The sequence below is a fragment of the Pelosinus sp. UFO1 genome (genome assembly GCF_000725345.1).
In the GTDB taxonomy this organism is placed as follows: Bacteria; Bacillota; Negativicutes; order DSM-13327; family DSM-13327; genus Pelosinus.
Genome location: NZ_CP008852.1, coordinates 2,983,550 through 3,004,970 on the forward strand (window position 1 = coordinate 2,983,550; position 21,421 = coordinate 3,004,970).

The window sequence follows — 21,421 nt, forward strand, 5'->3', positions numbered from 1 at the left end:
TTATATTTCAGATATTATATTCAGTAAATGCAATGTAACGTGATAGAAATTGTTTCGTACGATCTTCTTTCGGATTACTTAGTATTTCTAGTGGTGGTCCTTGCTCTACGATGACGCCATTATCCATGAAAATGATATGATCGGCGACCTCACGAGCGAAGTTAATTTCATGTGTAACAACCACTAAGGTACAATTGACTTCTTGGGTTACTTTTTTCATTACTTCCAGGACTTCACCTACTAATTCTGGATCAAGTGCCGAAGTTGGTTCATCAAATAGGATTACATCAGGATTAAGGGCGAGTGCACGTGCTATACCAATCCGTTGCTGCTGACCACCTGATAATTCAGAGGGATAAGAATTAGCTTTATTGAGCAGTCCAACCTTTTCTAAAAAATATAAGGCTTTGTCTTTCGCCTCAGTTTTCGGCATTTTTTTTACAACAGTTAAACCTTCCATAATGTTCTCTAAAGCAGTTTTATTTTTAAACAAATTATACATTTGAAAAACCATAGCCGTACGTTGACGCATCTTATGAATATCGGCTTTTGATGCCTTTTCGACATCAATATGGATATCGTCTAAAATGATTTCTCCACGATCCGCTTTCTCAAGAAAGTTTACCGAACGTAGTAGTGTTGTTTTACCAGAGCCACTTGATCCTATAATAACCGTTACAGAGCCAGTGGGTATCGTGCAATTAATACCTTTTAATACTTCATTGTCACCAAACGCTTTATGGATATTTCTAAATTCAATCATATAGTGGCTCCTTTCTTGAAGAATCCTATTTTACGTTCTGCCAGTAAAGAGAGTTTTTCAAATCCAATACTTATAATCCAATAAATCATAGCCACAACTAAGTAAGTTTCTAAATAGCGATAATTTTCGGCACAAGCAATTTTCGCTCCACCTAAAAGTTCGACTACTGTTATGGTAAAGACAACGGATGTGCTTTTAATCAAGCCCAGAAATTGATTTGCGAGGAGCGGCATAGCAAATACTGCCGCCTGTCTAAATAGGATTCGATAAAACCCTTGAAACCAAGTCATTCCAATTGATAACGCTGCTTCCATTTGCCCTTTATCGACAGAGAGCAATGCGGATCTAAAGATTTCTGATAAATACGCTCCCGTGTGTACAGTAAGCCCAATAATTGCAAATACCATTGGTGGTATATGCTGATAGCCAGTATCAATACCTGTTTCCTCAGTAAATGCCATCAGTAGTAGGGGTAAACCAAAATACACTAGATACAGCATCACCATTGTGGGTATTGCTCTGCCAATCAGCAAATAGACATTAGAAATTTGTTTCAAAACCGGTATATTTCTAAACTGTACGACTGCGCTGACCAGACCAATTAAGCTTGCCAAAAGCATGCTAATGACTGCCAAAAACAAAGTAATCGGTACAAATTTTAGCATTTCAAGAAAAGTATCAAACATAAAAGAAAACTCTAATATATCGTTCATACAGACGCCCTGCCTTTTTGCAAAAATGCAATAGCCGCAGCCGCCATAACGCTTACTCCAGTTTTCAATGCTTCATCAGCAGCTCTGAATTTTGGGCTATGGGCTGGTTCTACACTTTCTAGTGGATTATCACTAACACCAATACGAAAAAACACGGATGGTACTTCTTTAGAAAAACGATAAAAGTTTTCTGAACCATTATTAGGAAATTTAGCAATCAAAACATTATCTAGGCCGATTAAATTTGCGGTTGCAGCAACGAACTCTTTTGTCAATTCTGGATCATTATAAACAGCTCCTGATCCTATTCTAAATGATGCGATTCCCTTCACGCCGGTAATACATTCTTGTGCAGTGAGAATATTATTTATATGTTCATGAATTTCTGGATGTAATTTATTATTTTGAGTTCTAATTGTCCCTATTAAAACTAATTCTTTTGGTATGATGTTGCCACGTGTACCACCATGAATACTACCAACAGTAATCACTGCTGGTTCAATATGATTTATTTTTCTACTTGGAATGGATTGCAGCTCCATAATTAATTTTGCGGCTGCCAAAATAATATCATCTGTTTGATGGGGTGCAGAAGCATGACCGCCACGACCGGTTAGCGTAATGGTAAATTGACTGGCAGCCAACATCACTTCTTCAGCTTTCACTTGAATTTGTCCGACTTTAACATCCTCAGACACATGAGCTGCTAAAAAGGCTGTTACTTTCGGATTTTCCAAGACACCAAAATCTAGTATTTCCTGAGCACCACCACCGATTTCTTCAGCAGGTTGAAATACTAATTTGACAGTACCCGAGAAATGATCCTTTAACTGGGACAATACATACCCTGTACCCAAAAGATTTACCGTGTGAATATCATGTCCGCATGCATGCATGACACCCTTAGTTTTTGATGCATAATCCAGAGCGGTATTCTCATCAATTGGCAAGGCATCCATATCTGCTCTTATACCAATGGCATGATTACCTTCAATATTCCCTTTAATTTCAGCGATGATGGCCGTACTATTTGGCAATCTTACATACTGTATTTCCCATGCGGAAAGTATTTTTTCCACTAATTCTGCTGTTTTGTATTCCTCATTACTCAGTTCAGGATTTTCATGTATTGTGTGACGAAGGAAAACCAATTCATTATATATTTCTTCTACAATTGCATGTATTCTTTCGGTCAAGTTTTTCATAATGAATCTCCTCCCATACCAATTGATACATTACTCATTTTTTTCTCTAAAAATGTTGATAATGCACTGAGTAGGAATACTAAAATAACATAAATGATGGCAACATCAATATATAGTTCTAAACTCCGATGACTGTTAGCTCCCATCAAATCAGCTTTACGCATCATATCAATCACGCCCACATTAAATACCAAAGATGTTCCTTTTAATGTTGAAATAACCGTATTACAAATTGCAGGAATTGCCATACTAAAAGCTTGTGGCAGTATAATCCTTGTATAAGCTTGAATGGTTCCCATACCAATGGCATAAGCCGCCTCTAACTGTCCTTTATCAACAGCTAGAATCCCGCTGCGAATGATTTCTCCAATATAGGCTCCAACATGTAGTGAAAAAACAATAAATACATAAAACAATGCTGGTATCTCACGAATTCCTTGATAACCAAGTTTTTGCAAAAGTTCTGGTAGTCCAAAGTAAACTAAAAATAATTGTACTAAAAAGGGCGTTCCTCGGATAAAAGAAATATAAACTGCAGCGATTTTATCCAAAACTACTATTTTATTAATACGAATCAATGCAACAACACTTCCTAAAATAATGCCTATAATTGTTGCAACAAAGGTAATCAATATTGTCGTATGTACATAGGACAATATAATCGGAAAAGACCTAATGAGATAACCTACGTCAAAATAACTTCCCAAGGTAAAACCCCTTTCGATTTATTTAGGAACAACGGTATAGTCTGCACCTAAAAATTGATCCGATATTTTCTTTAGTGTGCCATCAGCTTTCATTTCTTTCACCGTAGCATCAATTCTATCTGCTAATTTTTGTGAATCAGCATCTTTTCTTAAAATGAAATAAGTAGGGACACTGGAAATAACACTGCCAACACTTTTAAGATCAAGACCTAAGGTTTTCTTTGCTTCTCTTACTGCGACTTCATAGTCAGCACCCGCATCCGCACGGTTCGTAGCAACTAAGTTAAAAGATTCAGCGGAACCTTTATCAGTATAGATTAAATTAATTTTAGGCTCAGCCGTTTCATTAAACTTCTTAATTACTCTAGCAACTTCACTCGTAGGCGTTAGAATCATTGTTTTACCTTTCAAATCATCAAGAGTATTAATATCATTTCGATCACCTTTGACTGTAATTTTCGTGCTAGTATAATTGTTCACTTCTTGTGTAAAGGTATATTTAGCAGCGCGTTCATCATTACGTCCCATTTGGTTGGCAATAATATCAACTTGGTTTGATGTCAGACTGACAAAAGCACTTTCAATACTCATGGTTTTAAATTCAAACTTTATATCTTTATTTCTTTTTTGGACTTCTTTTAAAATTTCAATATCATAGCCAGTTAATTCACCTTTATCATCCATATAAGTAAACGGTTTAAAAGTTCCTCTAGTTGCTACATAATACGTCTTAACTTTATCATTTGATGTTACTGTTTGCTTATCGTTGCTATTAGAGCCACAACCTGCAATAATTGCACCCCCTGTAAGTAATAGAAACGCTAAAAACAGCTGAAGTAGACCTCTTTTTTTTATTAATGTTTTCATAATGTTCATTCTCCTTTTAAATATGATTTTTCATTGATTTAAATGCTGAAACGCTTCATTTATTTGTTGTTTCACCCTCTCTTCGAGGATTTTGGAATATAAAAAAGGCCGGAAACATCCCATTGGATGTTTTCCAGCCTTCAATTATATGATCAGCTTTTACAACAAATTTCTTCAAATATCTTAAATTTTATTGCAATAAGAATAACACATTTTTTTATATACTGTCAATATGTTAGTGTAAAATCTAGGAACAAGGCTTCAAATAAATATATTTCTTATAAGGAATATACATGGATTTTTTATGCCTTCAGTTGATATTTTGCAATGCTTTCTCAACCACTTAGACTCTACGAGTACATTCTGCCTACATTAACATTAATTCTCTTTTTCTTTTTTACGACTGAACAATCTAGTAAAAAAGATTAGTCCACCAGCTCCCACTCCTAAAATTACCCCTGCACAACCACCACAAGAACTGCATATCCCTGTACATGTAGCACTTGTAGATGGCAGTAGACTAGGAACCATTGCAATCATTGTTGCACTAAGTCCTAACCACAAAGCTTTTAACTTTTCCTTCATTTTGTAGACTCCAGTGCGACATCCTTACTGAGGCATTCTTTTTGCCACCCTCTTTCTCCTGTACCATAAGAAATTGCCTTTTTGGAGCAAACAGTTTCACATTGACGGCAGGTAATACAATTATAGATTTCATAGGATAAAGCACCATCCTGATACGATAGTGCCCCCATTGGGCATTGTTTTACGCATTGTTTGCAAGCAACACATTTTCTTTCGATAAAACGCAATTTATAAGTAAAGCCAATCCGAGCGCCCAAACTATGTATTGCACTTTGCAATGCCCCTACAGGACATAAATAACTACAAAAGCCTCGTCCTCCTTTGGCCATGATCCCAAAGATGCCCAACCACAAAATAGCAGTAATAATTGCTGTAGAAAGAAGAGGACCTATATCACCTTGGACTCCGCCTACAATTAGCTTTTCCATCATATTATAATTACAAAGTGCACAAGCTATGGAACCAGCGAGAAAAGGCGATATTAGGTAACCAATAAAAAAACCATACCTTATGGGAACTGGATTTACTGACTTTTGCCAATCAATTTTATACTTGTTTGGTAGAAATTTACTAAGATATTCTGGTAAGGCTCCACTAGCACAAAAGCGACCGCAAAAGACAGGACCAAATAAAAATGCAACACTCACCAATAAGAATAATGAAATAAACCCAACTGATAATATTTCCATGCTTTTTCCTGTTAAAAGATTTAGCAAAGGGATACGTAAGCAAAATTCATGAATATCCGTTGCTTGGGGCCCTCCTAGCCAAGTAGAAAGTGCTTTTTGATAATAAGCAAAGGGCGCGAAGAACAGTAACATTCCTATAAAATATCCTAAAAACCGTTTAATCTGTTGCATATTCATTTTAGTCCCTCCTACTCATTTTTTGTATGTCCCTCATGCTGAACTGCAGGTGTCGCCAATGTTTTTTCGTGTGGTGGCTGTACTGTAGAATTGATTGCATAAACTGATGAGTTCCCCAACTGTAAACCATTTTGCTGATTGAGAACACGAAGCATTCCCAAATACTGTTTTGACTGAATCAAATTAGTATCTGAAAGACTAACACGAACTTTAAGACGAATTGATTTTCCAGGATTCAAGGTCGTTACATATTCAGCAGAGGGTTTCTCAAATCCAGGAGAGCCTGATTCCACTATAACATTACTCGTAAAATTAACCGCATCTACTTTAATCGTCAAAGGCTCCTTTCCCTCATTTTTAATCTCATACCGTGTTATCAAGTGAGTAGGTTGTAACCATTTCTTGACTACTCCTTGATCAGCTACATCTATAATGATAGGTTTTAAAGGTTTAACACCTTCACCATTGACTGACACAGCAGTTGTGATTTGCTCTTTTGCCACTGCCTTATTATAATACCCAAAACCTATAGCAAATGAGATTCCTATAGCAATTGAAAGTGCCGTAATAATTTTAGAATGTTTTTTAACTTTCATAAAAAATGTCTCCTATCTACATAACATAAATTTATTCTTTTTTTAGCTCTACCAAATACGTAAAAAGGCTAAGGCTGGGCCTTAGCCTTCAATGTTTTTGATCAACTAATAATAAATTACAACACTTGATTACCATTGCTCTATTTGTATAATACCAATTACTAAACTCTAAGAATCTCAACAGCATTGGGGCCAAGACCTTTGCTAAAATCAAGCACTTTTACTTCTTGTGGATCAATTCGAAAGAAGATATTATTGTCAATTTCACCTTTATCCACACGTTCCTTAAATCTTGGACTTCTGTCAGATAATACTTTAATCGCTTTTTCCAACTCTATTTTTTCCGTAATTTCAGTTGCTTTTCCTGTTATCGTTGCATTAACAAAAGAACCTATTTCCTGATTTTCATGTTGAAACAAAATAGAAACCTGTGGATTTGACTTTATTTGCTGAACTTTATCCGTCTTTTTGCCAGTTGAAAAATAAGTTGTTAAATTATCAACTGCAAACGAGGCCAACGTTCTTACGATCGGCACCTGTTCATTGTTTGTTGCTAAGACAATAAACTTAGTTTGATTTAAATATTCATGTAGACTATTTGTATTAATGGACATTACGTTAACACTCCTTTATATTAAAAATAAAAAGACTACATCCCATACATAAATGGAACATAGCCTCTAGTTCTTTGACTAGTCAGCAAGGTGGCTTGCTTCCAATGCTTCTTCAAGGTAATAAAGTAAATCATCAATATCTTCTAACCCAATTGATAAACGCACAAGGTCTTCAGTAATACCACAAGACAACTGCTGCGCAGGTAATAATTGTTGATGAGTCGTACTTGCTGGATGAATCACAAGGGACTTGGCATCGCCAACATTTGCCAAATGAGAAAACAAGCCTAAATTATTGATGAATTTCGTCCCTGCTTTGAGTCCACCATGAATGCCAAAGGTAAGAATTGCTCCCGCCCCTTTGGGGAAATATTTTTGCCCTAATTCATAATACTTATTACTCTTGAGTCCAGGATAACTTACCCAGCTGACAAATTTATGTTGCTCCAAGAATTCTGCGACTTTTTGTGTATTTCTAACATGTCGGTCTAACCGTACCGAAAGTGTTTCTAATCCCTGTAAAAATAAGAATGAATTAAATGGCGTGATAGCCGCCCCTATATCACGTAATAATGTGACACGTGCTCTAAAAATATAAGCAGCATTTCCAAATTTTTCGGTAAAAGATAAGCCATGGTAACTAGGATCAGCTTCCACCAATCCAGGAAATTTACCATTATTCCAATTAAAATTACCTGAATCAACAATGATGCCGCCAATAGAAGTTCCGTGACCACCAATAAATTTGGTAGCAGAGTGGACAACAATATCCGCCCCCCACTCAATGGGCCTATTTAAATAGGGTGTCGCGAAAGTACTATCAACAATTAAAGGAATGCTATTTTCATGGGCCACTTTAGCTACATTCTCTATATCTAAAACATCAATCCTTGGATTGCCGATGACTTCTGCATAAAGAGCTTTTGTTTTAGAAGTAATCGCCTTACGAAAATTCTCAGGATCGTCTGGGTTTATAAAATGAACCTTTATGCCAAGTTTAGGTAAAGTGTGATGGAATAAATTATAAGTGCCACCATAAATTGCTGATGATGAGACAATTTCATCTCCAGACTGGGCAATATTCAATATTGAATAAGTAATGGCCGCCTGGCCCGATGCAACTGCCAAAGCACCTACGCCACCTTCTAATGCAGCGACCCGTTCTTCAAAAGCTGTCTGTGTAGGATTCATCATTCTGGTATACGCATTGCCAAATTCTTCAAGAGCAAAGATTCTGGCAGCTCGTTCTGTATCCCCTAATACAAAGGATGTACTCTGATAAATAGGTACTGCTCTAGCCCCAGTTTCCCTATCCGGTATTTGTCCTGCATGCAAAGCCACTGTATCAAATCCATGTTTTCTTTCTTGTTCACTCATTTTAATTTCTCCTTTCTATTTGTTTTTTTACTAAGCACTAGCACTTACTGTAGTTGTATATATTTTTTCGAGTAAGGCCAGAGCCCCCCGATATCCTACATAGGACCTGGAAAGAACCAATTCATAGGATGCTGGAAATCCGACTTCCACAATTGCTCCCTTTAACTCTTTGGCAAGATCTCGCTCCCAAGTCGTGCCAAATATGATAGGAGCCTTGTGACCGAAGTTTGTTTGCCTAATTTTTTGATGGATAATATAACTATCTTCTTCAAATTCAACATCTGTGGCTACATCCTCAGCGATCTTTCGATACTCTTCTCGAATGTTTTCCCGATATTCTTCTGGTGGATTCTCCGTGATAATTTGTTTACCTGGAATAATCCCCAACTGATTCACTAAAAATTTAGTTAACGCAAGATTGTAGGCACTATCACCAACAACGGCAAATTTTGCCGGCAATCCCCACCAATATTCCGCATAGAAATCGGAGAAGCTTTCTAGATAATGATAATAAGTCTCCTCCTCTTGCCGAATAAACTCTTCAACTGGAGCATGATCCAGCCCTGCAAAAGCTGCTACTTTACGCAAAAAGCTACTGGTTTCTTGCGCTCCAATAGGAATTACAGGTACGTGCAGGTACGGTTGTTCATATTTACTTTCTAAATGCTCAGCTGTCTGAAGACCTAACCAAGGAGAAAGAACTAAATTAAATTGAGCCTTAGGAATATGCTTCCATTCAGATACGCCTTTCGATTCATAGCCAAACAATATGTTTACTTTAAGACCAATCCCTTCTAATATACGCTTGATTTCCGTGAGATCACCACGCCAAAAGGTATTATGGTATGGTAATAGGGACCAAAGGTTGACAGTAGCCTGCTGCCGTGGCCCATCATACTCTCCTACATATTGATCAATAATAGCGCGCGTCACCAGTTCGTGACCGGTAAAATTATTACCTTTAAAACCACCTGTTTCAGCATAAACAATAGGGACACCTTGCTCTTGAAATTCTTTAACCACAGATCCTACATCATCCCCTACCAAATCTGAAATGCAGCCTGTCAAAACAACAAATAAATCTGTATCTAGAATTTTAATAGAAGCCTTGATTAATTCTCGCAATCGCCCTTCACCTCCGAATACCACATCTAATTCTCTAGAGTTCGTACTCGGCACCACTGCACCACCACCATATCCTCCTCCCTGAAAGCCATTATAAAATGCAACATTCATAAACTGTTTGTCTGCACAACCAGGACCACAATGGACAATAGGAATGACGCGGGGAATAGCCGAGGCGCTATGCATAGCAGCAATGGAGCAAACATAACGTATTTGCTGAATAGAATTGGTGTTTTTTGTCTCTTCAATATCAGGCATGTTTTTTTCCCTCCGTATACAATGGATTCTCTTCCTTTGCCAAAATAAATGGGTCTTCCTGATCCAGCCACCATTGTTTATAAGGCAGCTTAGTGTGTGATGCTAAATCTTGATGAAATTTCTTATGTGCCAAAATATCAAGTATCGATTCGCCTAAATTAATGATTCCCTGATATCCCAAGGAATGATGCTCATCGCCAAGGGGCGCAGCCGGAATTCCCATACGAGAAGCCAAGGGCGCAAGACCATTGTGGCGAATAAGAATAAAATCAGGATTCACTCTTTTGAGTAAACTATAAAATTGGTGTTGCTGACGATTGCTCACAGTAAAATGTGAAACATCCCCATAGTTATCAACTACATGAGCAAGGGAGTCTTGCCTAGGATCTTGACTGTCATAAATTGGATCGTGATGGAATACAAGTGAGCCATTCACTTCGACTCCTAATTCTCGAAGTACAGTAATCAATCCGTGGGCATAAGCAGAACCCGTTGCAACATAGCCCTTTTTTCCCTTAAGAAGGGTACGCAATTCTGTTAGACGAGGGGCAATCCTTGCATGCTCTTTGGCAATATAAGCTTCTGCCTTTTCCTCCCTGTGGGTAACTCGTGCCAATTCTCGAAACCAAGCATCTGTCCCTGCAAAACCATAAGGCTGAGGTGCCTTAATTTCTGGAACACCAAATTCTTGTTCTAACCCTGCCGCCATATAGGAAGAAAGGGTATAGCAAAACCCAACAGTAGCTGCCGCTTCAGAAAGTTGTTCTAGATCTTCTACGGTTGCCAGGTCAACTACATAGTTAACTCTAAGTCCTAGTTCAGCAAGCATCGGAGTAAAAATATCTGAACCCCATAAGTTAATCACATTGACTAGATCTTCTTGCTTTTTAGGATTTTTACGTACGACTTGCCTTATGATACCGTGCTGGGTTGCATCGAAGCCAGTACTCCAGTGTTTGGACTTAAAGCCTTCGCAATGGAGGGGAATGACAGGTATCTTAAGCTCAGTTTCCATCTGACTTGCTGTACCATCCACATCATCACCAATAATTCCAGTAGCGCAAGAGGTGGCAATAAAAATAGCTTTCGGATGATAACGTTCCCATGCATCTCGAATGGACTGTTCTAATTTGGCAACGCCCCCATAGACCATATCTTCTTCTAGTAGATTCGTGCAAATCACATGCTGGTTTTCTACTGGTAAATTGCGCCCCGCCAAACCATTGCGATAGATGGAATTATAGATGACTTGGCCTGCACCGCAGCCAATCGGTGAATGCTGAATCAGTACTGCATTGCGAATATGACCAGCTTGGCATTCTACCATTTGCTCACTGCAAACAGATCCTTGCGTGAATGGCCCCTCAATCTCGCAAAGTTTACGCGACTTTTCTCCACAAGTCGTTTCACAACTACCACGTGCATAAGCTGATTCCTTAGAAAGATCTGACGCCTTTCCATCCCAGGAAATAATGGTGCCAAGACGTTGTTCACGACTTTCAACTACTGGAGTCTTAAAATTAATCTTCATACTAGTCACTCCTTATAAGTCTTTATATACTTTCTGATTCCGTATAAAAAGAGACCAGCCTTAATCCTCTAATGAGAGGTGTAAGACTGGTCTCTAGTTTATCTACTAGCCAACCACTTTTAATTTTTATTTACATTGGATTTATTTTATTATCGGTAGGTATCGAGTACTTTACCGTAAATATCCTCTATAACCCTAAGGCCACCATTATAACCAGCATATCCGCAATTCAAAATAAGTCTATAAGCAACAGGAACACTGACAATTAAAAGATCAGCCCCAATGTCCGTAGCTAGATCTCGTTCCCAGGCACTCCCTAGGATCAGCCCTCTGCTTTTATGCTCATCATTTCTAATTTCTTCTTGAATGGCACCAGCATCAATGGAAAAACTAACCTTAGCGGAACGGAATTCGGAAATTTTCTCGAACTGTTCGTGAATAGCCCCTTGAAACACTTCCGGTGTATCATCAATAATAAACTGTTTCGTTGGCAGAATACCAAGTTCGTTCAGTAAATATTTGGAGAAACCAATGGCGTAAGAAGCATCTAAAATAGTATAAAATCGACGTGGAAGACCATATCTAAATTCCAACATAAAATCAGCCATTCTTTCAATATGCATATAAAACTTTTCTTCTTCTTTTTTAATGAAGGCTTCTGCATAATCTACGTCAAGAGCACCGAAGGCCACCACTTGCCTAAGAAACTTTGTTGTTTCAAGACCACCAATTGGTAAATACGAAAAGTGAGTATAAGGAGTACCATATTTATTTTTTAAATGCTCAGCAATCTCAAGGCCCGCCCAGGCACTAACAACAATGTTGAACTCGGCTTGAGGGATTGTTTTCCATTCTTCAATTCCTTGAGACTCTGCCCCAAATAGAATATTGACGGTAAGACCGATTCCTTCCAATATCCGTTTAATTTCTTCTAAATTTCCATTCCAAAAAGCATCTTGATAAGGGATGGTAGCAAATACATTGACTAACCTCTTAATTTTATGGCTTCCTATTTTAAATTTATCTACATATTGATCAATAATTCCTTTGACTACCGTTTCATGACTTACATAATTATTACTTTTAAAACCACCTGTTTCAACATAGACAATAGGCTTATCTTGTTCTTGATAGCGGCTCGTCACTTGTGCGACATCATCGCCAATAATATCAGAGGTACAACCAGTCAGTACGACATAAAGATCTGCGTCGATCACTTGAAAGGCTCCCTCAATAACAGTTCCCAATTTTGATTCTCCACCAAACACAATCTCTGATTCACTTGCGTTGGTACAAGGTACCGTGTTGCCACCTGCATAACCTTCACCTTGTCCTAGAAGTCTATTGATTTTGTCACCGCAACCTGGTCCTGAATGCAAAATAGGAACGGCTCTCTTTATGGCAATTACCGACTGTTGTGCGCCTAAAGCGCAAGAATAACGAGGCTGTTCAATAAGTTTTGACATTTAGGTCACTCCTTAGAAAAGAAAATGGATCTTGATCTAGCCACCATTTGGTATAAGGCATTGTACTGTGTTTTGCCAAATTAATTACAAATTCTTTGTTATCAAGAGTCTCCAGAATCCTTTCCCCGTAATTTAGAATGCCCTGATAACCAAAGCTTAACTGCTCATCCCCAACTAATAGAGTAGGAATTCCTAGTTTTGCACCCCAAAGAGTCATACCACCGTGTCTTGCAATCATAATATCTGGCTTTATTTTGTTTAATACATTAACTAATTCATAGGCTTGTTTATTACAAACATTATAATTAGGAATATCACCATAGGTGTTTACCGCATGAGCTAAGGCATCAGAAGTGGTCGTATCATTATCATAAATTGGATCATGATGAAAAATTGCAGCACCTTGCACTTCTAGCCCTAATTCCCGCAGTAGAGCAATTAAGGCGTGACCATGTGCAGCTCCCGCTGTTAAATAGGCTTTTTTCCCTTGAAGTTGCTCCCGATATTCTTGTAATTTGGGCAATATCCGTTCATGTTCTTTGACAATCAAAGCCTCAATCTGCTCTTGCCGATCCAAAACTCGCCCTAGCTCCCTCATCCATTGATCGGTTCCTGCTATACCATAGGCTGGTGGAGATTTGATTTCTGGCACGCCATAAACCTGTTCTAGAGCAGCACCGATATAAGTGCCAAGAGTTGGGCAAATTTGAATGGTTGCTACCGCTTCCGAAATATGTTCCAACTGAGCTGTAGTCGAAAATGGAATGATATAATCGGCTTCATATCCTAATGGATTCAATATTTCATCAAAAATGCGGCTACCCCAAAAATTAACGATATTCACCTTATTCGACTTTTTTTCTGGGGGCTTTACGAGTTTTCTAATGATGGAATGATAGGCCGCATCAAAACCGGTCGTCCAAATTTTCGATTTAAACCCTTCACAGAAACACGAGATAACAGGAATGCCAAGTTCTTCCGTTAAATCATTGGCAACGCCCTCCACATCATCACCGATAATTCCTGAAGCACAAGATGTTGTAATAAAAATTGCATTAGGATGTATTCTTTCATAAGCGGTACGAATGGTATTTGCAAGTTTTTGTGTCGCCCCAAAAATAGTATCCTGTTCCTCAATATTCGTATTAAAATAGCGCCCAATCACTGGAGGCAAGTTTCTTTCCATTTGTCCCACGCGGTATACAAAATTAAAGGTAAAAAAATCTCCTGCACAACCCACTGGAGCATGATTGACAACAATGGCATCTTGTATCATAGACAGCTGACAAAAAGCATTGCCAGAACTGCACCCCATACATTGGCTAAAACTTCTGTCACTCTCTTTTAGCGTACCAGCTCGAGCGCATCCAACTAACTCTCCAGCAGTGCCTGCAAACCCTGTAATCGAACCCAGACGTGATTCTCGAGTTTGGACCTCTGAAGCATTAAGATTAATTTTACTCATCCTTACCTCCCTCGCTTAACACATTAATTTTATGATTTTTTAAAAGGCTGGTCAGAATTAAAACCTGCCCAGCCTTTACTTTTATAATTAAAATGCAGGAACTACAGCCACTCCATACTTATCCTGGATGAATTTCTTCACATCAGGAGAAGTTAGTATTTCTCCTATTTTCTTAATTTCTGGCCTACTTTCCTCACCTTTTCTTACAAATAAATCATTTGCATAAGGTGAATTAGCATCTTCTCTAAAGAGTGCCGTTTTAGGATCTATTTTTGCTTCAAGAATGAAATTAGTATTGATAATTGCACCATCAACATCAGGTAATGAACGGGTCAATTGTGCAGAGTCAACTTCAACAAATTTTAGTTTTTTCGGATTTTCTACAATGTCTCTAGGAGTCGCTGCAAAATTAGCAATTCCTTCTTTTAATTTAATCAACCCCTGGGCTTGTAATAAGACAAGAGATCGATACTCATTGGACGGATTGTTAGGAATAGCGATGGTAGCACCTTCTTTCAACTCATCTTTGCTTTTTATTTTTTGTGAGTATAAGCCAATGGGTTCTACATGCACTTTCGCAGCTACAACAAAATTATACCCCTTTTCTTTTGCTACAGATTCATAGTAAGGAACGTGTTGAAAATAATTAGCATCGATTGCTTTTGTTTGCAATGCAGGATTTAACTGCGCCTCATCATCCAGCACAACCACTTCAAGATTGATCCCTTCCTGTTTCAATTTAGGTTTTATAAAATTTAAAATTTCCGCATGTGGCACTACTGCTGCTCCCACTTTTACAGTTACTTCTGATTTACTAGTACTTACTGGGGCGCTTTCTTTTTTAGATGAGCATCCAGCAAATAAACCGGCAATCATGATACTGCTGATAACTAGAATGGCTATTTTAAAGAGAATACTTTTTTTCAACATATAAATCACCCTTTTTCCTATATTTTAATCAAACTTATACCTTTTCCCATTAATATAGTTAGCTAGGAAATCACCACCAAACTGCACACCTTGCACTAGAATAATCAAGGTTATGACAGTAGCAATCATAATATCATCTCGATATCTCATATATCCAAACCGTATGGCAAGACTACCCAAACCTCCTGCTCCAATTGCCCCAGCAACTGCCGTCATACCTATAATTCCTACCACTGCAATGGTCAACCCGCGGATGAGAGAAGGCAGAGCTTCAGGAATAAGTACTTTTGTAATGATCGTTAAAGGGTTAGCGCCAATGGCCGTCGCCGCTTCGATTTTACCAAAACTAACCTCCTTAAGGCAGTTCTCAATAATTCTAGCAATGAATGGTGCGGCTCCAATGGATAGGGGTACAACTGCTGCCGTAGCCCCCAGGGTCGTTCCCACAATAAACCTAGCTAAAGGAAGTAAAACAACAATAAGAATAATGGTTGGAAATGAACGTACTATATTGATAATTGTCCCCAAAGCTTTATTGACTTGGGGGGCTTCCAACACATTGCCTTTTTCTGTAGCTACTAATATAATTCCAAGTGGCAATCCAATCGCGAAGGCAATGAGAGTAGAAAGGGTTACCATGTAAACTGTTTCACCAAGACCAGTGAATAGTAGTTCTAATACATCGTCGTTCAAATCCCACCACCTTCCTTATATACACGCTTTGCTTCGAACCCTTGCAAAATGCTAATAAATCGTTTCGCCGTATCACTCTCAGGGTTTAAAAAGAATTTTTCAACTGGGCCATTTTCAACAATTCTTCCTTGCTCGATAACAGCCATATTGTTGCAAATATGTTTCAGTACATCAAGTTCATGGGTAATTAGGACAATTGTTAAACCTAATTTCTTATTGATATCTTTTAGAAGTTCCAATATAGAATAGGTTGTTTGGGGATCAAGAGCAGATGTCGCTTCATCACTAAGTAGTACATCTGGTTTATTGGAAAGAGCCCTAGCAATACCAACTCTTTGTTTTTGTCCTCCACTTAACTGCAAGGGGTATGCTTTGGCTTTATCTGCCAAACCAACTAACTCAAGAATTTCTTCCACCCGATGCCTAATTTGCTTCTTAGGATATCCGGAAACCTTCAAAGGAAAGGCAACATTTTCAAAAACATTTTTTGCATCAAGTAAATTAAATTGCTGAAAAATCATACCTATTTTTCTTCTAGCCAACTTTAAATGCTGTTTGTTCATAGCTGTAATATCTTGCCCTGCTATGATAACCTTACCTGAATCAGGTTCCTCAAGGCGATTTAGACATCTAATTAAAGTTGATTTACCAGCTCCACTAAAACCGATAATGCCAAAAATATCGCCTTTTTCAACTTGCAAATTTATATTACGCAAGGCATTTATCCTAGCATGAGGCGTAATATAATCTTTATTTAAATCCTCAATTGTAATCATTCAATCCACCTTCCTTAACCTTTCTATTCGACAAATAGCCAATTATAAAAATAAAGAGACTATATTCCATTAAAATGGACTATAGCCTCTAGTTCTTCCACCAGTCGGCAAGGTTCTAATCTAGAATCTATTCGTTTTTTCTGAACATAATGGCCATTGATCACTCATTTTATGAATCTACCATCATCTTTTGTATGTGAAAGTTTATGTATGCTTTTTTCGAACCACCCAGTCTTTTCAGTTTCTCTGACATCAAATTTTTGTACATAAGGTTTTATATCTAATAAAGGAGTCCCATCGATAGTATCTACATCCTTGATATACAGTGTATTGCCTTCGACCTTAATCAGACGTACGACTGATATGCCAATTGAGTTAGGTCGACTTGGTGATCGGGTAGCAAAAATTCCGTGCAGTTCATTATCCAGAAAAGGTTTTACTAATAAAGAAGACTCCCTAATCAAATGAAAGTGATACAGCAATATAAGATGAGAAAACCCCTCAATATCTTTTAAGCCTGCAACGTATTCTGGATCTAATTCAATACTACCAACAGTCTCCTGGGCTGCAACAGCTTGAATTGGTGTCCCCTTTGCCTCTTTAAAGGGCGAGTGAATGATACCTATCGGCTTATAATCAATCATATATTTCCTTCCTTTGTCTTTACTAAGAAGCAAGAATCTGACACCTAATACTACTAAAAATTAATTCTTCTATCAGCTTATAAATTCAAGTTACATTTAAGGAAATTTGACCTACTCTTACTCATTTACATCTATTCGAACATCCTAATCCACCAGATGCCTGGCAACCTTTTATTGTCCCTAGTAGTGCATTATTCTTGATAAACTTTCCTCTTTTTGCATAAGCGCTAAGGGCTTTATCAATGGTACCAGATACACTTAAGGCTATTATCCCTTCACGTCGCAATTCTTTCTCTGCTCCCGGGCCAATTTTGTTAACTAATACGACTTCAACATCAGCAAGTAATTGAACTGTAGTAGCATGATCGCCTTCAGATTCTTCAAGCGTTTTTTTTCTACGTTCAATAAATTGGTAAGCTCCCTCTTCATCGCTTTCATAAATCCAGAATTCTTCCGCTCTACCAAAATGCTCATTAATGGCTATTCCATCAGTACTCGCAACAGCAACTTTAGACATACTATACACTTCCCTTTCTCTTATTATTATCTGTAGTAATACATCCTTAAAATAAAAAGGCAAAGATTGATTCCTTCACAAGGAACCTTTCTTTGCCTTCAGTCATTACTACTGATCAGCTTTACGGTATAATTTGTTTATATAATATACTTGTTTATAGCACTTTGTCAAGATGCGATTCGATCAGCTTGAGCGAGTTCGGGAAATAGTTTTATCCATAGAATAACAACCAATACTGTGCCAATACCACCAATCAGCAGTGCAGGCACTGTACCGAAAAAAGCTGCCGTTACACCAGACTCAAATTCTCCTAACTGATTAGAAGTTCCAATAAACATTGAGTTGACGGCACTCACTCTTCCCCGCATTTCATCTGGCGTCTGCAATTGCACTAAGGAGGAACGAATGACAACGCTGATGACATCTGCAGCACCAAGGACAACTAATGAGGCGAGAGATAAAGCAAAGGACGTTGATAAGGCAAATACAATGGTAGCCAGTCCAAAAACAAATACAGCGCTAAACATCGTTCGGCCGACTTTACGTTTAAGAGGATAATGGGCTAAAAAACCTGACATCAATAAGGCACCTACGGCTGGCGCTGAGCGTAAAATCCCCACTCCCTCTGGCCCAATAAAAAGCACATCTTTAGCATAAATTGGCAATAGAGCAGTTGCTCCCCCTAACAGTACAGCAAAAAGATCCAGGGATATGGCACCAAGTATTGTGGGTTTTCGACGAATAAAAGTGATCCCAGCAAATAATTCTCGTAGATTAACAGCATGAACTTTCCGTATTTCACGTTCAATTTTAATTCTAGAAATAAGAAAACTGGCACCTAGAAAAAGTACACTAATTGCACAATAAACATAGGCAGGACCTGCAGCATAAAGTAATCCCCCAATTGCCGGCCCTATGATATTGGCTGTCTGATTTGCCGAACTAACAGTCGCCAAAGCTTGCGGAAAAATCTTAGCCGATACCAATCCAGGCATAAAAGCTTGCATCGTCGGTCCCTCAAAAGCCCTGGCTGCGCCGATCAGAAATACAATGGTAATGATACTTTCTTTGCTAAGCCAACCAGTATAACTTCCGATTGCCAACAAACCTACACCCACGCCTTCCGTTATTTGACAAATACAAATAACTTTCTGACGATTAAAACGGTCCGCCACATGCCCAACAACAAGAGTTAGTAAAAACATTGGCAAAAACTGAGCAAGACCAACCAACCCTAAATAGAAGGGACTATCAGTCAACTCGTAGACTTGCCAACCCACGGCAACAGCCAGCATTTGATACGCCAGAGTTGTCAGAACCCTGGAAAACCAAAAATGTACATATGACTTGCAGTGAATGAGGGAAGAAACTTGCGCATTCTTATTATGTGCTTTCAACATATAACAGGAGTCTCCTTGTTTGTTATACAACCAATATCTCACCAATTAAATAAAAGAGATCAAACCACTTTCATTTCAGAAAGAGCTTGACCTTTTTTCATAGTCATTCATCCTTGAAATTGACAATCTTTAACTTTTATTATATTCAGCTTGGTCACTTTGTCAATATAGTATGACATTTTGTAAAACCTCTTATTAAATTTTACTTTGACTTACTTATTTACCTATGTTAATATTATTCATAAATTAATATTAAACTCTTATCTAGAGAGGTCGAGGGACTGGCCCTATGACACCCGGCAGCCGGCAGCAATGCAACGGTGCTAATTCCAGCAGGAGCAATCCTGAAAGATGAGAGGAATGTGCGGTTTAAAGAGCCCCTTTCCTCGGAAAGGGGCTCTTTTTGTTACCCCACTTGATTAGAAGAGCATAACAGCCTTCTATTGAGTTTTTATAATATCAAAAAAATGGAGGAATGCACTATGCCTATAAAAATCCCTAACAATTTACCTGCTACCAACATTCTGGAAAGTGAAAACATTTTCGTAATTCATGAGAACCGAGCCTATACCCAAGATATACGTCCTCTTAAAATATTAATTTTAAATCTCATGCCTATCAAGATTACTACTGAGACTCAATTACTCCGCCTGCTAGGTAATTCTCCTCTGCAAGTGGAAGTTGACTTCATGTATACTGCTACTTATTGTCCTACCAATACATCACAAGAACATCTGATCAAATTTTATGAAACATTCGAGGATATAAAATCTCGCAACTATGATGGCATGATCATTACTGGTGCACCTGTCGAACAAATTCCCTTTGAAGAGGTAGCCTACTGGGATGAACTTTGTGAAATTATGGAATGGAGTAAAACTCATGTATATTCCACTCTCCATATTTGCTGGGCATCCCAAGCCGGACTATACTACCACTATGGTATTCCAAAATATGATCTTCCACAAAAAATATTTGGAGTTTTCCCCCACAAAAAGAATGATACGGAACAAGTCAAACTATTCCGTGGTTTTGATGATATCTTTCATGTTCCCCATTCCAGACATACTGAATTTAAACGGGAAGACATCCTCAAGAATCCTAAGCTACGCATTTTGTCAGAGTCTGATATTTCTGGTGTTTATGCTGCCGCTGATCTAACAGGTAGACAATTCTTTATTGCAGGCCATTCAGAATATGATCCTCTTTCTCTCAAGGCCGAATACGATCGAGATTTTGCTCAAGGGTTATCAGTTCAAATCCCACAAAATTACTATCCTAACGATGACCCCACGCAAACACCAGTAGTCCTCTGGCGAAGTGCTGCCAACCTGCTCTTTTCCAACTGGCTCAACTACTATGTCTATCAGGAAACGCCTTTCGATCTTTCTTTATTATAATGGTTCTTTACTATCCCTTATCCTCTTTTTTCTTTAAGGCCCCCTCTAATGGATAACTCCCATAATTACGAATATGTACCCAATCCCTGTATGCCTCTGCCTGCGGATTACGGGCTAAAATATCCTGCTCCTCAAAGTATTTTACAAAGCTATTACTCTGAAAAAGCTGCCTATCTTCCCCAACTGGGCACACTTTTAGACAAGAGCCACAGGGATCACTAAAAGCTTTTTGCAATCTTTTTTCGTTATTTATGCAGGCTGCTTGGTCTACTTGCGCATATTTTAACTTTTCATCACCGATAAGGGCTTGAGCAGGACAGATTTTTTGACAATACAAACATTTATTGCATAAATCTCCTTCAACTAAAGGATCTCCTGCCAATTCCAAAGCAGTGAAGATTGATATCAACTGAACCCTCGGACCATACTCCCGTGTTAACAAGGTATGATTCCAGCCTAATGAACCAAGTCCAGCATAATACCCAGCCCAAATATGAGAAAATGCTGCTATCGGTTTTTCTTCTAATTCATCTTCAACCTCGCTATCTGGAATGACAGCTAAATGACCTTTGCGGTTTAAAAATACCGCCAATCGATAAGCTACTTTTTCTAATAACTCATTTGTTACCTTTGCTTGTTCCCTCCCCAGTACGGTGGGTGATGCTTCTATAATAGGCAGCCATAAAGGAACTCCTAGGACGATCACCGTTTTAGCCTGGGGCCAAATTTTGTGGGGATGAAATGCCACTGGTACATCCCCAGACTCTATCCATCTATCAATGGACGCAAAACCAACAAACTCGGCTCCTAGATCTCGGGCTTCCTGGATAATCTCTGCCTTAGTTAACTCAACTTGTGCCAGTCTACTCACTCCTTTTTGCTAAGTTTGCATCCTCTCTGAACTTTAGGCATACTTTCTAGCA

Annotated in this window: 22 protein-coding genes and 1 riboswitch; of the genes, 1 reads left to right on the top strand and 21 read right to left on the bottom strand. The window is 38.4% G+C overall.

The annotated features are described in order from the left end of the window. Positions 1-7 precede the first annotated feature (7 nt). The 20 genes from UFO1_RS14165 to UFO1_RS14260 all read right to left on the bottom strand — a co-directional run bounded on the left by UFO1_RS14165 (position 8) and on the right by UFO1_RS14260 (position 19,098). On the bottom strand, positions 8-763 hold the full coding sequence (locus UFO1_RS14165; RefSeq protein ID WP_038671812.1) for an amino acid ABC transporter ATP-binding protein: 756 nt from the start codon (positions 761-763) through the stop codon (positions 8-10). Further along, positions 760-1,476 carry an amino acid ABC transporter permease gene (locus UFO1_RS14170; RefSeq protein ID WP_038671815.1) on the bottom strand — a complete coding sequence of 239 codons (717 nt, stop codon included), beginning with the start codon at positions 1,474-1,476 and terminating at the stop codon, positions 760-762. Before UFO1_RS14170 ends, UFO1_RS14165 begins: the two co-directional genes overlap by 4 nt. Further along, entirely contained in the window at positions 1,473-2,681 is a 1,209-nt protein-coding gene (locus tag UFO1_RS14175) for a M20 family metallopeptidase (protein WP_038671817.1), read from the bottom strand. Before UFO1_RS14175 ends, UFO1_RS14170 begins: the two co-directional genes overlap by 4 nt. Beyond that, the gene (locus UFO1_RS14180; protein WP_038671819.1) at positions 2,678-3,388 is read right to left on the bottom strand and encodes an amino acid ABC transporter permease; all 711 of its coding nucleotides are present in this window, start codon (positions 3,386-3,388) and stop codon (positions 2,678-2,680) included. Before UFO1_RS14180 ends, UFO1_RS14175 begins: the two co-directional genes overlap by 4 nt. An 18-nt stretch (positions 3,389-3,406) precedes the next feature. Further along, positions 3,407-4,255, bottom strand: coding sequence for a transporter substrate-binding domain-containing protein (locus tag UFO1_RS14185; RefSeq protein WP_038671821.1), 849 nt, complete (start codon positions 4,253-4,255; stop codon positions 3,407-3,409). 378 nt (positions 4,256-4,633) lie between these two features. Next, on the bottom strand, positions 4,634-4,840 hold the full coding sequence (locus UFO1_RS14190; RefSeq protein ID WP_038671823.1) for a hypothetical protein: 207 nt from the start codon (positions 4,838-4,840) through the stop codon (positions 4,634-4,636). After that, entirely contained in the window at positions 4,837-5,706 is an 870-nt protein-coding gene (locus UFO1_RS14195) for a 4Fe-4S binding protein (protein WP_038671825.1), read from the bottom strand. Before UFO1_RS14195 ends, UFO1_RS14190 begins: the two co-directional genes overlap by 4 nt. A gap of 11 nt (positions 5,707-5,717) precedes the next feature. Then, complete coding sequence (locus UFO1_RS14200) at positions 5,718-6,302, bottom strand: hypothetical protein (RefSeq protein ID WP_038671827.1); 585 nt, start codon at positions 6,300-6,302, stop codon at positions 5,718-5,720. Positions 6,303-6,463: 161 nt separating this feature from the next. Then, positions 6,464-6,916 (bottom strand): pyridoxamine 5'-phosphate oxidase family protein, encoded by a 453-nt coding sequence (locus UFO1_RS14205; RefSeq protein WP_038671829.1) that lies wholly within the window; start codon positions 6,914-6,916, stop codon positions 6,464-6,466. Between the two features lie 78 nt (positions 6,917-6,994). Further along, positions 6,995-8,293: an O-acetylhomoserine aminocarboxypropyltransferase/cysteine synthase family protein gene (locus UFO1_RS14210; protein ID WP_038671831.1), complete on the bottom strand. Its 1,299-nt coding sequence runs from the start codon at positions 8,291-8,293 to the stop codon at positions 6,995-6,997. A gap of 30 nt (positions 8,294-8,323) precedes the next feature. Then, positions 8,324-9,676, bottom strand: a complete 1,353-nt coding sequence (locus UFO1_RS14215) for a nitrogenase component 1 (RefSeq protein WP_038671833.1) — start codon at positions 9,674-9,676, stop codon at positions 8,324-8,326. Then, complete coding sequence (locus UFO1_RS14220; protein WP_038671836.1) at positions 9,669-11,207, bottom strand: nitrogenase component 1; 1,539 nt, start codon at positions 11,205-11,207, stop codon at positions 9,669-9,671. Before UFO1_RS14220 ends, UFO1_RS14215 begins: the two co-directional genes overlap by 8 nt. A gap of 149 nt (positions 11,208-11,356) precedes the next feature. Then, positions 11,357-12,673 carry a nitrogenase component 1 gene (locus UFO1_RS14225; protein ID WP_038671838.1) on the bottom strand — a complete coding sequence of 439 codons (1,317 nt, stop codon included), beginning with the start codon at positions 12,671-12,673 and terminating at the stop codon, positions 11,357-11,359. Next, entirely contained in the window at positions 12,657-14,138 is a 1,482-nt protein-coding gene (locus tag UFO1_RS14230) for a nitrogenase component 1 (RefSeq protein ID WP_038671840.1), read from the bottom strand. The genes UFO1_RS14225 and UFO1_RS14230 overlap by 17 nt, the downstream gene beginning before the upstream one ends. An 87-nt stretch (positions 14,139-14,225) precedes the next feature. After that, positions 14,226-15,068 (bottom strand): MetQ/NlpA family ABC transporter substrate-binding protein, encoded by an 843-nt coding sequence (locus tag UFO1_RS14235; protein ID WP_038671843.1) that lies wholly within the window; start codon positions 15,066-15,068, stop codon positions 14,226-14,228. Between the two features lie 24 nt (positions 15,069-15,092). After that, entirely contained in the window at positions 15,093-15,761 is a 669-nt protein-coding gene (locus UFO1_RS14240; RefSeq protein ID WP_038671845.1) for a methionine ABC transporter permease, read from the bottom strand. Beyond that, the gene (locus UFO1_RS14245) at positions 15,758-16,537 is read right to left on the bottom strand and encodes a methionine ABC transporter ATP-binding protein (RefSeq protein ID WP_038671847.1); all 780 of its coding nucleotides are present in this window, start codon (positions 16,535-16,537) and stop codon (positions 15,758-15,760) included. Before UFO1_RS14245 ends, UFO1_RS14240 begins: the two co-directional genes overlap by 4 nt. Before the next feature lie 164 nt (positions 16,538-16,701). After that, positions 16,702-17,181, bottom strand: a complete 480-nt coding sequence (gene tsaA / locus UFO1_RS14250) for a tRNA (N6-threonylcarbamoyladenosine(37)-N6)-methyltransferase TrmO (RefSeq protein WP_038671848.1) — start codon at positions 17,179-17,181, stop codon at positions 16,702-16,704. Between the two features lie 121 nt (positions 17,182-17,302). Then, the gene (locus UFO1_RS14255) at positions 17,303-17,698 is read right to left on the bottom strand and encodes a NifB/NifX family molybdenum-iron cluster-binding protein (protein ID WP_038671850.1); all 396 of its coding nucleotides are present in this window, start codon (positions 17,696-17,698) and stop codon (positions 17,303-17,305) included. 167 nt (positions 17,699-17,865) lie between these two features. Beyond that, complete coding sequence (locus tag UFO1_RS14260; RefSeq protein ID WP_038671852.1) at positions 17,866-19,098, bottom strand: MFS transporter; 1,233 nt, start codon at positions 19,096-19,098, stop codon at positions 17,866-17,868. Positions 19,099-19,355: 257 nt separating this feature from the next. Next, a riboswitch (SAM riboswitch) is annotated at positions 19,356-19,456 on the top strand. 124 nt (positions 19,457-19,580) lie between these two features. Here UFO1_RS14260 and metA point away from each other — a divergent pair. Continuing rightward, positions 19,581-20,498 (top strand): homoserine O-succinyltransferase, encoded by a 918-nt coding sequence (metA, locus tag UFO1_RS14265; protein ID WP_038671854.1) that lies wholly within the window; start codon positions 19,581-19,583, stop codon positions 20,496-20,498. Positions 20,499-20,508: 10 nt separating this feature from the next. Here metA and UFO1_RS14270 read toward each other — a convergent pair whose 3' ends face one another. After that, complete coding sequence (locus UFO1_RS14270; RefSeq protein ID WP_051788943.1) at positions 20,509-21,369, bottom strand: 4Fe-4S dicluster domain-containing protein; 861 nt, start codon at positions 21,367-21,369, stop codon at positions 20,509-20,511. Between the last annotated feature and the right edge of the window lie 52 nt (positions 21,370-21,421).

What these genes read in the sequence shown, in the direction of transcription:
- UFO1_RS14255 (WP_038671850.1), bottom strand. Translation starts at nt 17,698, where the DNA reads ATGTCTAAAGTTGCTGTTGCGAGTACTGATGGAATAGCCATTAATGAG.
- UFO1_RS14230 (WP_038671840.1), bottom strand. Translation starts at nt 14,138, where the DNA reads ATGAGTAAAATTAATCTTAATGCTTCAGAGGTCCAAACTCGAGAATCA.
- UFO1_RS14170 (WP_038671815.1), bottom strand. Translation starts at nt 1,476, where the DNA reads ATGAACGATATATTAGAGTTTTCTTTTATGTTTGATACTTTTCTTGAA.
- UFO1_RS14195 (WP_038671825.1), bottom strand. Translation starts at nt 5,706, where the DNA reads ATGAATATGCAACAGATTAAACGGTTTTTAGGATATTTTATAGGAATG.
- UFO1_RS14175 (WP_038671817.1), bottom strand. Translation starts at nt 2,681, where the DNA reads ATGAAAAACTTGACCGAAAGAATACATGCAATTGTAGAAGAAATATAT.
- UFO1_RS14215 (WP_038671833.1), bottom strand. Translation starts at nt 9,676, where the DNA reads ATGCCTGATATTGAAGAGACAAAAAACACCAATTCTATTCAGCAAATA.
- UFO1_RS14185 (WP_038671821.1), bottom strand. Translation starts at nt 4,255, where the DNA reads ATGAAAACATTAATAAAAAAAAGAGGTCTACTTCAGCTGTTTTTAGCG.
- UFO1_RS14200 (WP_038671827.1), bottom strand. Translation starts at nt 6,302, where the DNA reads ATGAAAGTTAAAAAACATTCTAAAATTATTACGGCACTTTCAATTGCT.
- UFO1_RS14225 (WP_038671838.1), bottom strand. Translation starts at nt 12,673, where the DNA reads ATGTCAAAACTTATTGAACAGCCTCGTTATTCTTGCGCTTTAGGCGCA.
- UFO1_RS14220 (WP_038671836.1), bottom strand. Translation starts at nt 11,207, where the DNA reads ATGAAGATTAATTTTAAGACTCCAGTAGTTGAAAGTCGTGAACAACGT.
- UFO1_RS14165 (WP_038671812.1), bottom strand. Translation starts at nt 763, where the DNA reads ATGATTGAATTTAGAAATATCCATAAAGCGTTTGGTGACAATGAAGTA.
- UFO1_RS14205 (WP_038671829.1), bottom strand. Translation starts at nt 6,916, where the DNA reads ATGTCCATTAATACAAATAGTCTACATGAATATTTAAATCAAACTAAG.
- UFO1_RS14190 (WP_038671823.1), bottom strand. Translation starts at nt 4,840, where the DNA reads ATGAAGGAAAAGTTAAAAGCTTTGTGGTTAGGACTTAGTGCAACAATG.
- tsaA (WP_038671848.1), bottom strand. Translation starts at nt 17,181, where the DNA reads ATGATTGATTATAAGCCGATAGGTATCATTCACTCGCCCTTTAAAGAG.
- UFO1_RS14260 (WP_038671852.1), bottom strand. Translation starts at nt 19,098, where the DNA reads ATGTTGAAAGCACATAATAAGAATGCGCAAGTTTCTTCCCTCATTCAC.
- metA (WP_038671854.1), top strand. Translation starts at nt 19,581, where the DNA reads ATGCCTATAAAAATCCCTAACAATTTACCTGCTACCAACATTCTGGAA.
- UFO1_RS14245 (WP_038671847.1), bottom strand. Translation starts at nt 16,537, where the DNA reads ATGATTACAATTGAGGATTTAAATAAAGATTATATTACGCCTCATGCT.
- UFO1_RS14235 (WP_038671843.1), bottom strand. Translation starts at nt 15,068, where the DNA reads ATGTTGAAAAAAAGTATTCTCTTTAAAATAGCCATTCTAGTTATCAGC.
- UFO1_RS14210 (WP_038671831.1), bottom strand. Translation starts at nt 8,293, where the DNA reads ATGAGTGAACAAGAAAGAAAACATGGATTTGATACAGTGGCTTTGCAT.